An 11,775-nucleotide genomic window follows, 5' to 3' on the forward strand; every position below is an offset into this window, starting at 1 on the left:
CCATATGACCGGACCATGGATACTCGCATCTCTTCCTCTTCGCTCGCCGACAGCTCGGCGGACACCATCGCCATCTCCAACGTCAATCTGTCATTGGGTACGGGCGCGGCACGCGTTCACATTCTCAAGGATATCAGCTTGCGCGTGGGCCGGAGCGAAACGATCGGCCTGATCGGCCCGTCAGGCTCGGGCAAATCCACGCTGCTGATGGTGATGGCGGGGCTGGAGCGTCCTGATAGCGGAGAGGTGGTGGTCAGCGGCACGCCTTTCAATGCCCTCGACGAGGACGCGCTGGCCCGCTTCCGCGGCCGCCAGGTCGGCATCGTCTTCCAGTCCTTCCATCTGATCCCGACCATGACCGCGCTGGAGAACGTCGCGGTGCCGCTCGAGCTTGCGGGCAATCCCGACGCCGCCAAGCGCGCGGCGCAGGAGCTGCAATCGGTCGGGCTCGGCGACCGTCTGCACCATTATCCGACGCAGCTCTCCGGCGGCGAGCAGCAGCGCGTCGCGCTGGCCCGCGCGCTGGCGCCCGATCCCGCGATCCTCGTTGCCGACGAGCCGACCGGCAATCTCGACGAAGCCACGGGACAACAGATCGTCGACCTCCTGTTCAGCAAGCATGCCGAGCGCGGCATGACGCTGGTGCTGGTCACGCACGATTCCTCGCTCGCGCATCGCTGCGATCGCGTGATCCGCCTGCGCTCCGGCCGCATCGACACGCAGTCGGCGCCGGCATGAGCGCTGCTGCCGAACCGTTCGCGAAGCCCAACGGCGTCGCGCTGTCACTGCGCTACGCGCTGCGCGAATTGCGCGGCGGCCTGCGCGGCTTCTACGTCTTCATCGCCTGCATCGCGCTCGGCGTGATGGCGATCGCCGGTGTCGGCTCGGTCTCGGCGAGCCTGAGCGACGGCCTCGCCCGCGAGGGCCGTACCCTGCTCGGCGGCGACGTGTCATTCGTCCTGTTTCAGCGCGAGGCCAAGCCGGAGGAAGTCGCCTTCCTGCGTTCGCGCGGCACTGTCTCGAGCGCCGCCACACTGCGCGGCATGGCGCGCTCGGCCGAGGGCAAGCTGGCGCTGGTCGAGATGAAGGCGGTCGACGACACCTATCCGATGCTGGGCCAGTTGACGCTGGCGCCACCGCTGCCGATGTCCGACCTGCTCGCGGAGCGCGACGGCGCGTTCGGAGCGGCCGCCGATCCGACACTGCTGGCGCGGCTGTCGCTCAAGACCGGCGATCGCGTCACCGTCGGGGCTGCGACGTTCCAGATCCGCAGCGCCGTCGAAGCCGAGCCCGACAAGCTCGCCGGCGGCATCGGCTTCGGCCCGCGCTTCCTGATCAGCGAAGCGGGCCTTCAAGCCACCGGGCTGGTCCAGCCCGGCAGCCTGGTGCGCTGGGTCTATCGTGTGAAGCTGCCGGAGATCGCCAATAGCGAGCGCGCCACCGACGCCTTCATCGCGGACGCCCGCAACGCCGCGCCGCAGGCCGGCTGGGAGGTCCGCAGCCGCTCCAATGCCTCGCCGCAGCTCGAGCGCAACATCAACCGCTTCACGCAGTTCCTGACGCTGGTCGGCCTCGCCGCGCTGCTGGTCGGTGGCGTCGGTGTCGCCAATGCCGTCAAGGCCCATATCGACCACAAGCTCGAGGTGATCGCGGCCTTCAAGGCCGTCGGCGCCACCGGGCGCGACGTGTTCGGCATCTATCTGGCCCAGGTTCTCCTGCTCGCCGCGATCGGCTCGGCGATCGGCCTCGCGCTCGGCGCCGCGATGCCCTTCGCGATCGTCGGCCTGTTCGGCAAGCTGCTGCCGCTGCCGGTGGTGCCGGCGGTGCATGCCAACGAGCTCGCGCTGTCGTTCGTCTACGGGCTGCTCACGGCGCTTGCCTTCGGCCTGTGGCCGCTCGGCCGGGTGCACGACGTGCCCGTGGCCGCCCTGTTCCGCGACACCATCAGCTCCGAATGGCATCGGCCACGCTGGAGTTATCTCGTCTTCATGGCTGTCGTGATCACGCTGCTCATCGCGGTCGTAATTGGCCTCTCCTTCGACAAGCGCATCGCCGCCGTGTTCGTGGCCTCCTCCGTGGTCGTGTTCGCGCTGCTGCGTGGCATTGCCGCGCTGCTGATGACGATCGCGCGGCGGCTGCCGCGCACGCGATGGCCGATGCTGCGACTTGCGATCGCCAACATCCACCGGCCGGGCGCGCTGACGCCCTCGGTCGTGCTGTCGCTGGGCCTCGGGCTCGCCGTGCTCGTCACCATCACCCAGATCGACGGCAATCTGCGCCGGCAGTTCCTGGCGGCACTGCCCGAGCACGCGCCATCGTTCTTCTTCATCGACATTCCGAGCACGCAGGCCGAGCAGTTCGACTCATATCTGCGCCAGATCGCCCCTGGCGCGAAGGTCGATGACGTGCCGATGCTGCGCGGGCGCATCGTCGGAGCCCGTGGCGTCCGCGCCGAGGAGCTCAAGCCCAGCACCGATTCCGAGTGGGTGCTCCAGAGCGACCGTGGCCTGACCTATACCGCCGAGCTGCCGAAGGGCTCCAAGGTGGTCGAGGGCGAGTGGTGGAGCGCCGATTATGCCGGCCCGCCGCTAGTTTCGATGGAGAAGAAGATCGCAGACGGACTCGGCCTCAAGCTCGGCGACGAGGTCGTGGTCAATATCCTCGGCCGCGACATCCCCGCGAAGATCAGCAATCTGCGCACGATCGACTGGCAGGGCCTCGGCATCAATTTCGTCCTCGTGTTCTCGCCGAACGCCTTCAAAGGCGCGCCGCACACCCACATCGCGACTCTCACGGAAGCCGGCGGCGATGCGGCCGGCGACGGCAAGATCATCAAGGATGTCGCTGACGCCTATCCGATGGTGACGAGCGTGCGCGTGCGCGAGGTGATGGAGACGGTCGGCTCGGTCGTGACCAACCTGGCGCTGGCAATCCGCGGCGCCAGCGCGGTGACCCTGATCTCCGCGATCCTGGTGTTGGGCGGCGCGCTCGCCGCCGGCCACCGCCATCGGGTCTACGATGCGGTGATCCTCAAGACCCTGGGCGCGACCCGGCTGCGGCTGCTCGGCGCCTATGCGCTCGAATACCTCCTGATCGGACTTGCCACCGCAATGTTCGGCGTTTTCGCCGGCAGCGTCGCGGCCTGGATGATCGTGACCCGGCTGATGACCCTCACTTTCGTCTGGCAGGGCGGCAGCGCCGCCGGCGTGGTCGCGGCTGCCTTGGTCGTCACGGTCGGCCTGGGTCTCGCCGGTACGCTGCTGGCGTTGAACAAAAAGCCCGCCACGGTGTTGCGGAATTTGTGACAAATGGTAGCGGGCGGGTGCGCGGGAGCGAAATCGCACGATTCCGGCGATTAACCACGTCCGCTCGTCTGGATTGCAGGGAAGGGCGACATTCAGCCGCGCGTGGACGGTTGCAGCGGATGTGTTAGTTTCCCACATATCGAATGGGTTCGGAGCCCCGATTGTTAGCCAAAATTTAGTCGGCAGACATCGGTATCCGAGATAGAATTTGACGAACCGGCGGCATGGCGACCCTCATGCCGGACCGGACCAACCAACGGGAATTCGACCATGTCGGACCTAGACCGCAATTACGCTTCTCCTTTCGGCAGGGCCGCCGGGCGTGTTGACGCCGCGACGGTCGATGCCGGCCTGCGCGCCTACATGCTGCGCATCTACAACTACATGAGCATCGGCCTGGCCATCACCGGCTTGGCCGCGCTCGGCGTCTACATGGCCGCCGTGACGGACGTTCCGACCCCGGAAGCCGTCCGCGTCGGCAAGCTGTTCCTGACGCCGTTCGGCTACGCGATGTTCGTCAGCCCGCTGAAGTGGCTGTTCATGCTCGCGCCGCTCGCCATGGTGTTCGTGATCTCGGCGGGCATCAACCGTCTCGCTCCCTCGACCGCCCAGATCCTGTTCTGGGTGTTCGCGGCGCTGATGGGCGTCTCGCTGTCCTCGATCTTCCTGGTGTTCACGCACACCTCGATCGTGCGGGTGTTCTTCATCACCGCGGCGACCTTCGGCGCGCTCAGCCTCTACGGCTACACGACCAAGCGTGACATGAGCGGAATGGGTTCGTTCCTGTTCATGGGCCTGATCGGCATCGTCATCGCGAGCCTGGTGAACCTGTTCCTGGCGAGCTCGGTGCTGCAGTTCGTGGTGTCGGTGGTCGGCGTGCTGGTGTTCGCGGGCCTCACCGCCTGGGATACCCAGCGGCTGAAGAACGATTACATCTACGGCTACGCCTCGGCCGGCGGTGACATCGCAGAGCGTGCGGCCATCACCGGCGCGCTGTCGCTGTACCTGAACTTCATCAACCTGTTCACGCTGCTCCTGCAGCTCCTCGGCCAGCGCGACTAAGCGCCAGACCAGAGCGAACGACACCAGCCCCGGCCGAAAGGCCGGGGTTTTTGTTTGGGCGTGATGTTCCCTCAACCACGGTCATTGCGAGGAGCTCTTGCGCCGAAGCAATCCAGAGTCCCTCCACGGACGCATTTCTGGATTGCTTCGCTTCGCTCGCAATGACGACGTGCGGAGGCCGTTCGCCTCTTCCAGTCGTCCCGGGAAGGCTCTAATCTTGCCCCATGTCCGCACCCGAAATCAGGCCCACCACTGAGGCCGACCTTCCCGCCATCACCGCCATCTACCAGCAGGCTGTCCGCGAGGGCACCGCGACGTTCGAGCTGGAGCCGCCCGACCTCGCCGAGATGACGCGCCGCTACCGCACGCTGATCGACGGCGGCTATCCCTATTTCGTCGCCATCCTCGACGGGCGCGTCGCCGGCTACGCCTATGCCGGCGCCTACCGGCCACGGCCGGCCTACCGCTTCACGGTCGAGAACTCGATCTATCTCGATCCCTCTTTCCACCGCCGCGGCATCGGGGCGCTCCTGCTGGAGCGGCTGATCGTCGAATGCGAGGCGCGCGGCTTCCGCCAGATGATCGCCGTGATCGGCGATTCCGCCAATGCCGGCTCGATCGGCGTGCACACCAGGGGCGGCTTCAAGATGATCGGCACGCATCCCAGCGTCGGGCTGAAATTCGGCCGCTGGCTGGACACGGTGATGATGCAGCGGGATCTTGGTGAGGGCGCGAAGAGCGTGCCGGCAAAATAGGTCTCGTAGGGTGGGCAAAGCGAAGCGTGCCCACCATAGCCAACGCGTTTGACGAAAGATGGTGGGCACGGCGCGATGCGCCTTTGCCCACCCTACAGCACCGAGCGCGCCGCTACACCACCGCCAGCTTGCGATCGATCACCAGGAGCACGCGCTCGAGCTCGTGGCCACGGCGAAGGATCAAGCCCGTCGCCGAGATCACGCTGTACATGCCTTGCTTGCGCGCGAGGCGCGGATCCTTCTCGATGCGATAGATCGGCACTTCCGAAGCGCGGCGAAAGACCGAGAACACGGCGCGATCCCTGAGGAAGTCGATGGCGTAGTCGCGCCACTCGCCGTCGGCGACCATCCGGCCGTAGAGATTGAGAATACGGTGCAGCTCGAGCCGGTTGAACGTCACGCGGCTCAGTTGCGCATTCGAAGCGGCGGGGCGCGCCGCCGCGCGCTGTTCGCTCGGGTCGGCATCCTCCGACAGACTCATAGGCCGCCTCCTGTCGCATCAGCATGACCGCGTCCGCGAAGACCGTCCCCGGAACCGCGGATCATGACAGTTGCATGATCGCGCCAACTGTTCCCCGCCGCAAGGGGCCCTGTAAGGACGCTGGACCGGAGCAAACCGCCCACACGCAGCGGTGGAACTCTGTCGCGGCAAACCGTCACGGGATCGTTAGCAGGAATCATAGTGTCGCCGCTTTTCCGCCAAGCGACTGCCGCCCTGCATTGCGAAAAGACCTGTGTGCGTTGACCCGGTCCTTTCGGTTCCGGATTCCTCAGCCCCCAGCCCCCCGGGGCCGTCAGGATCGGGTCTGTTCGCACGACAAGGAGGGCCAACGCGAGTTGGTCCTTTTTTGTTTGTGTCGGTTTGGTTTGGGTCGGGATGTTTCTGCCGCGACGGATCTCACCATCTCAGCGCAAACTCTCTCCCCTCATCCTGAGGAGCCGCGAAGCGGCGTCTCGAAGGATCGAGGCTGAATTGCATCAGCGGGCCTGCATGGTTCTCGCGGCGATGCGCAGCATCGTCCGCGGCGCGCGCAAGAGCGCGCTCCTCACCATGAGCGTTGAGAGCGAGTACGACGCCTAGGAAGAGTGAAGCAAATCAGTGCAGCGACGTGTACGCCGCGCCCAGCATCGGGCCTGGTTTCTCGCGGCTGCCGTCCTGAACATAGACCACGGCACCGTCGACGCCGTCACGCGTGAGGTTCTCGATCGGCACCGTCCAGCTTTCCGGACGGCCGGTCCAGTCGCCGACCTTCAGCAGGTTGCGCACCACGTTGTGATAGATCACCTGCTGTCCGCGATTTTCACCGCGGCTGATCGCGATCGGCACCGACTTCGCAATCGAGCAGATCCAGACCTCGCCGTGGGACGCCGTCGGCTCCTTGCTCGCGGCCACCGAGACGTTGATCTGCTTGCCCGCGAGCGACATCGTCACCGGCACGCTCATCACACCAGTGCCCGTGTCGGTTTTGCCGATGGCGCTTTCGATGCCGGTGCGGTCGCTGCCCACGACATGCGTGGAGCCGTTGACCACGACCTGCGGCGTGTAGACTTCGCGGTCGCCGCGCATGCGCGAATAGGCACGCTGCCGTGCAGAGAAGCGCGAATCGGCCAACGTGTCCTTCCAGCCGAGATAGTCCCAATAGTCGATCGGCATGCTCAGCGCGATGATCGAGGGATCGCGGGCGAGGTCGCCGATGATCTTGTCGGCCGGTGGGCAGGAGGAGCAGCCCTGCGAGGTAAACAATTCGACAACGGCGCGGGGGTCAGCCTCGGCAGGACGAATGACGGCGACGATCGCACAGAGACCAAGTGCACCCGACCAGAGGGCGCCGGACCACCTCGAGATCACGTTGCGTGAAACCAGATGAGAAGCCGTCATTGTTGTCATGTCGAACGCCGCACACCATTGCTCGTGAGAGGGAAATCTTACCGCCGGATGGTCACCGTAGTCTTACGGGCCTCACACATTCGTCCGTCCAAGAACCGTGCAAGGCGAGGTTCTCTGCCGGGCGGGCCCATCTGAAGCCTGCCGCAAACGCGTGAAGGCGGCCTTGTGATAGGCCGCCTTCGTGTAACCTACTACTCACTTCGCAGTGAGCCACCGTTCACAAATCCGCGCTTACGCCGCGAGCTTGCGCAGCACGTAGTGCAGGATGCCGCCGTTGCGATAGTATTCGAGCTCGTCCAGCGTATCGATGCGGCAGAGCAGCGAAACGCGCTGCAGCGAACCGTCGCCGGAGACGATCTCGGCGGTCAGCTTCTGGCGCGGCTTGAGGTCGCCGATGAGGCCGCGCAGCGTGACCTTCTCGTCGCCCTTCAGGCCGAGCGAGGACCAGGAGGTGCCGTCCTCGAAGGTCAGCGGCAGCACGCCCATGCCGACCAAATTGGAGCGGTGGATGCGCTCGAAGCTCTGGCAGATCACGGCGCGCACGCCGAGCAGACGCGTGCCCTTCGCGGCCCAGTCGCGCGAGGAGCCGTTGCCGTATTCGGCGCCGGCGAACACCACCAGCGGCACCTGCTCCTGCTGGTACTTCATCGCGGCGTCGTAGATCGACATCTGCTCGCCGTCGGGCCAGTGCTTGGTGAGGCCACCTTCCGGAATATTGCCGTCGGCGCCCTTCAGCATGAAGTTCTTGATGCGGATATTGGCGAAGGTGCCGCGCATCATGACTTCATGGTTGCCGCGCCGCGTGCCGTACTGGTTGAAGTCGGCCGGTCGCACCTGGTGCTCGCTGAGATATTTGCCGGCGGGCGAGGTGAGCTTGATCGAACCGGCCGGCGAGATGTGGTCGGTGGTGATCTTGTCGCCGAACATGGCGAGGATGCGGGCCTCGACGATGTCGGTGACCGGCTCCGGCTCCTTCTTCATGCCTTCGAAATAGGGCGGGTTCTGCACATAGGTCGAGCTCATGTTCCAGCGATAGGTTTCGCTCTCGACGGTCTTGATTTTGCGCCAGTTGGTGTCGCCCTTGAACACGTCGGCATACTTCTTCTTGAAGATCGCCGCGGTCACGAACTTCTTCATGAAGGCGTTGATCTCCTTTGTCGTCGGCCAGATGTCCTTCAGGTAGACCGGCTTGCCGTCCTTGCCTTCACCGAGCGGCTCGACCGCGAGGTTCTTCGTGACGGTGCCCGCGAGCGCGTGGGCGACCACGAGCGGCGGTGAGGCGAGGTAGTTCGCCTGCACGTCCGGCGAGACACGGCCTTCAAAGTTGCGGTTACCGGAGAGCACCGCAGCCGCGACGATGCCATTGTCGTTGATCGACTTCGAGATCTCCTCGGGCAGCGGACCGGAATTACCGATGCAGGTGGTGCAGCCGAAGCCGACCAGGTTGAAGCCGACCTTGTCGAGATCGGCCTGGAGACCGGAATCGGCGAGATAGGCCGCCACCACCTGGCTGCCCGGGGCGAGCGAGGTCTTCACCCACGGCTTTGCCTTGAGGCCCTTCGCGGCGGCGTTGCGCGCCAGCAGACCGGCACCGATCAGCACGCTCGGGTTCGAGGTGTTGGTGCAGGAGGTGATCGCGGCGATCACGACGTCGCCATGGCCGATGTCGAACTTCTTGCCGTCGACGGCGAAGCGCTTCTCCGGCTCCTCGGCCTTCTTGTATTCGCTGGCGAGCGCGAGCGAGAAGCCCTCGGCTACGGACGGCAGCGCAATGCGGCCTTCCGGGCGCTTCGGGCCGGCCATCGAGGGCACGACGTCGCCGAGGTCGAGCGTCAGCGTCTCCGTGAACACCGGATCGGGCGACTTGGCGGTGCGGAACAATCCTTGCGCCTTCGCGTAGGCCTGCACCAGCGCGACGCGCGCCGAGGCCCGGCCGGAGGTCTTGAGATAATCGAGCGCGGCGGCATCGACCGGGAAGAAGCCGCAGGTCGCGCCATATTCGGGCGCCATGTTGGCGATCGTCGCCTTGTCGGCGACCGAGAGATGGTCGAGGCCGGGGCCGAAGAACTCGACGAACTTGCCGACGACGCCGAGCTTGCGCAGCATCTGCGTCACGGTCAGCACGAGATCGGTCGCGGTGACGCCTTCCTTCATCGCGCCCTTCAGCTTGAAGCCGACGACATTGGGCAACAGCATCGACAGCGGCTGGCCGAGCATGCAGGCTTCCGCCTCGATGCCGCCGACGCCCCAGCCGAGCACGGCGAGACCGTTGACCATGGTGGTGTGGGAATCGGTGCCGACCAGCGAGTCGGGATAGGCGACCTCGAAGGTGCCGGTCTTCTTGCCGACCGTCATCTTCTCCTTCTTGGTCCAGACCGTCTGGGAGAGATATTCGAGATTGACCTGGTGGCAGATGCCGGTGCCGGGCGGCACGACGGAGAAGTTCGAGAACGCCTTCTGGCCCCATTTCAGGAACTCGTAGCGCTCCTGGTTCTGCTTGTATTCCTCGGTGACGTTCTTGCCGAAGGCCTTGTTGTCACCGAAGAAGTTCACGATCACGGAGTGGTCGATGACGAGGTCGACCGGCACCAGCGGATTGATCTTCTCGGCATCGCCGCCGAGCTTCTGCATCGCGTTGCGCATCGCGGCGAGATCGACCACGGCGGGCACGCCGGTGAAGTCCTGCATCAGCACGCGCGCCGGGCGGAAGGCGATCTCATGCTCCAGCGACTTCTTGCGCAGCCACTTCGACACCGCGACGATGTCTGCCTTCTTGACCGAGCGGCCGTCCTCGTTGCGGAGCAGGTTCTCGAGCAGGACCTTCATCGAATAGGGGAGTTTCGAAATTCCCTTCAGACCATTCTTCTCGGCCGTGGGCAGGCTGTAATAGACATAGGTCTTGGCGCCGACCTTGAGGGTCTTTTTGCATTTGAAGCTGTCGAGCGAGGTCATGTAGGAAATCCCAATTGTCAGTTATACCCGGCAGGGTATTTTAACACCGTCAGCGTAGGCAGGCTGAGTCGCTTGCAGGGGCAGGTTGAGTTGCTGCATCAAGTAGTTCCGGGCTTATAGAAGCTTTCTAACCGCGCCGCCACAGCCACAAACGTGCCGCGGCAATCCGCGAGCCAAAAATTCCCATACGCTACCCCAAGTTTTCCTGAGGCCTGACGTTGAGCGGGTTGGTACGAGGCGAGATGCAGCTTTCCGGACATGGGGTCACATGCGTGCGGGGCGGCCGCGAGGTGTTTGCGGGGCTCGATTTCGGGGCCGGCTCCGGCGAAGCCGTGGCGGTCGTCGGCCGCAACGGATCGGGCAAGACCTCGCTGCTGCGGCTGATCGCGGGCCTGCTCATTCCGGCGGGCGGCACGATCACGCTGGACGGAGGCGATTCCGAGCTGACATTGCCGGAGCAATGCCACTATCTCGGCCATCGCGACGCACTGAAGCCCGCCCTGAGCGTGGCGGAGAATCTGACGTTCTGGGCCGATTTTCTCGGCGGCGAGCGTTTTGACGCCGGCAAGAGCCTCATCACCGTCGGGCTCGACCATGCCGCCGATCTGCCCGCCGCCTTCCTGTCCGCCGGCCAGCGCCGCCGGCTCTCGCTGGCCCGCCTGCTGACCGTCCGCCGACCGGTCTGGCTATTGGACGAGCCGACCACGGCGCTGGACGTCGCGGGACAGGACATGTTCTCCGGATTGATGCGCGAGCACTTGGCGCGCGGCGGCCTGATCGTCGCCGCCACCCACGCCCCGCTCGGGATCGATTCGCGGGAGCTGCGGATCGGGGGGACGGCATGATTCCCGTTGACCCTCAGTTTTCCAAGCGGCGGGGTGCCGCTCTCTCCGTTCCCTCCCCCCTTGTGGGGGAGGGTCAGGGAGGGGGGTGCCACACGGCGCGCTCTCTCGGAGCTGGCGGTCGGCAGGCGGGCGCTCTGTTGCTCGCGGCCCGCACCCAAGAACCATCTTCACCGGGGCTACCCCCCTCCCCCGCCCTCCCCCACAAGGGGGGAGGGAGCGCAGCTCGCCCGGGGCAACCGGCCGACGTTGCCTCCTCACCTCTGGGAGCAGTGGCATGACCGCCCTGTCTGCCCTCATTCGCCGGGACATCAGGATCGCGCTCCGCGTCGGCGGCGGGGCGTTGATTGGCGTGCTGTTCTTCCTGACCGTGGTGGTGCTGATGCCGTTTGCGGTGGGGCCGGATCTGGCGCTGCTGTCGCGGCTCGGGCCGGCGATCCTGTGGCTGGGGGCGCTGCTGGCGAGCCTGCTCACCCTGGACCGGCTGTTCATGGCCGACCATGAGGACGGTTCGCTCGACCTGATCACGATGAGCCGGACCCCGCTGGAACTCGCCTGCGCGGCGAAGGCGCTGGCGCATTGGCTGGCCGCCGGCCTGCCGCTGATCGTCGCAACCCCCGTGCTCGGCCTGCTGCTCAACCTCGACATGGTCGCGACCGGCGCGGTGGCGCTGACGCTGCTCGCCGGCACCCCGGCCCTGACGTTCACCGGCATGATCGGTGCGGCGCTGGCGGTGACGCTACATCGTGGCGGATTATTGATGGCGGTCCTGGTGCTGCCGCTGTCCATCCCGGTGCTGATTTTCGGGGTCGCGGCCTCGCAGGCGGCGATCGTCGGCCCCATGACGTTCGGCGCGCCGTTCTCGATCCTGTGCGCGCTGTCACTGGTCAGCCTCGTGATCGGCCCCTTCGCGGCTGCGGCGAGCCTGAAGCATGGGCTGGATTGAGATGGACTGGACTGACCTTGACCCC

The 11,775-nt window shown here is 65.6% G+C and carries 9 protein-coding genes; 6 read left to right on the top strand and 3 right to left on the bottom strand.

What is annotated here, in order from left to right:
* Positions 1 to 15 precede the first annotated feature (15 nt).
* From AC0L3U_RS15625 to AC0L3U_RS15640, 4 genes are all read left to right on the top strand, one after another.
* Positions 16 to 738, top strand: coding sequence for an ABC transporter ATP-binding protein (locus tag AC0L3U_RS15625; RefSeq protein WP_007604314.1), 723 nt, complete (start codon positions 16 to 18; stop codon positions 736 to 738).
* A complete protein-coding gene (locus AC0L3U_RS15630; RefSeq protein WP_473362307.1) occupies positions 735 to 3,305 on the top strand; it encodes an ABC transporter permease in 2,571 nt (856 codons plus the stop codon). Before AC0L3U_RS15625 ends, AC0L3U_RS15630 begins: the two co-directional genes overlap by 4 nt.
* Positions 3,306 to 3,575: 270 nt before the next feature.
* Positions 3,576 to 4,367, top strand: a complete 792-nt coding sequence (locus AC0L3U_RS15635; RefSeq protein WP_007598855.1) for a Bax inhibitor-1/YccA family protein — start codon at positions 3,576 to 3,578, stop codon at positions 4,365 to 4,367.
* Between the two features lie 224 nt (positions 4,368 to 4,591).
* Positions 4,592 to 5,122, top strand: coding sequence for a GNAT family N-acetyltransferase (locus AC0L3U_RS15640; protein WP_473362308.1), 531 nt, complete (start codon positions 4,592 to 4,594; stop codon positions 5,120 to 5,122).
* Positions 5,123 to 5,234: 112 nt separating this feature from the next.
* Here the strand turns inward: AC0L3U_RS15640 and AC0L3U_RS15645 are convergent, their stop codons facing one another.
* The 3 genes from AC0L3U_RS15645 to acnA form a co-directional block, all read right to left on the bottom strand.
* Positions 5,235 to 5,603, bottom strand: a complete 369-nt coding sequence (locus AC0L3U_RS15645) for a DUF2794 domain-containing protein (RefSeq protein ID WP_007598853.1) — start codon at positions 5,601 to 5,603, stop codon at positions 5,235 to 5,237.
* 615 nt (positions 5,604 to 6,218) lie between these two features.
* Positions 6,219 to 7,010, bottom strand: coding sequence for a DUF1223 domain-containing protein (locus AC0L3U_RS15650; RefSeq protein ID WP_473362309.1), 792 nt, complete (start codon positions 7,008 to 7,010; stop codon positions 6,219 to 6,221).
* A gap of 231 nt (positions 7,011 to 7,241) precedes the next feature.
* Positions 7,242 to 9,962 carry an aconitate hydratase AcnA gene (gene acnA, locus AC0L3U_RS15655; RefSeq protein WP_473362310.1) on the bottom strand — a complete coding sequence of 907 codons (2,721 nt, stop codon included), beginning with the start codon at positions 9,960 to 9,962 and terminating at the stop codon, positions 7,242 to 7,244.
* Positions 9,963 to 10,204: 242 nt separating this feature from the next.
* Here acnA and ccmA point away from each other — a divergent pair, with 242 nt between their 5' ends.
* Together ccmA and ccmB are read left to right on the top strand one after the other, a co-directional pair.
* The gene (gene ccmA / locus AC0L3U_RS15660) at positions 10,205 to 10,807 is read left to right on the top strand and encodes a heme ABC exporter ATP-binding protein CcmA (protein ID WP_473362311.1); all 603 of its coding nucleotides are present in this window, start codon (positions 10,205 to 10,207) and stop codon (positions 10,805 to 10,807) included.
* Between the two features lie 274 nt (positions 10,808 to 11,081).
* A complete protein-coding gene (gene ccmB, locus AC0L3U_RS15665; protein WP_106945554.1) occupies positions 11,082 to 11,750 on the top strand; it encodes a heme exporter protein CcmB in 669 nt (222 codons plus the stop codon).
* The last annotated feature ends 25 nt before the right edge of the window (positions 11,751 to 11,775 follow it).

It is taken from the genome of Bradyrhizobium sp. Kon69 (assembly GCF_055807515.1).

Bases quoted from the DNA above. Each gene is read 5' to 3' on its own strand.
- AC0L3U_RS15650 (WP_473362309.1), bottom strand. From the start codon at position 7,010: ATGACAACAATGACGGCTTCTCATCTGGTTTCACGCAACGTGATCTCG.
- AC0L3U_RS15640 (WP_473362308.1), top strand. From the start codon at position 4,592: ATGTCCGCACCCGAAATCAGGCCCACCACTGAGGCCGACCTTCCCGCC.
- AC0L3U_RS15635 (WP_007598855.1), top strand. From the start codon at position 3,576: ATGTCGGACCTAGACCGCAATTACGCTTCTCCTTTCGGCAGGGCCGCC.
- acnA (WP_473362310.1), bottom strand. From the start codon at position 9,962: ATGACCTCGCTCGACAGCTTCAAATGCAAAAAGACCCTCAAGGTCGGC.
- ccmB (WP_106945554.1), top strand. From the start codon at position 11,082: ATGACCGCCCTGTCTGCCCTCATTCGCCGGGACATCAGGATCGCGCTC.
- AC0L3U_RS15630 (WP_473362307.1), top strand. From the start codon at position 735: ATGAGCGCTGCTGCCGAACCGTTCGCGAAGCCCAACGGCGTCGCGCTG.
- AC0L3U_RS15625 (WP_007604314.1), top strand. From the start codon at position 16: ATGGATACTCGCATCTCTTCCTCTTCGCTCGCCGACAGCTCGGCGGAC.
- AC0L3U_RS15645 (WP_007598853.1), bottom strand. From the start codon at position 5,603: ATGAGTCTGTCGGAGGATGCCGACCCGAGCGAACAGCGCGCGGCGGCG.
- ccmA (WP_473362311.1), top strand. From the start codon at position 10,205: ATGCAGCTTTCCGGACATGGGGTCACATGCGTGCGGGGCGGCCGCGAG.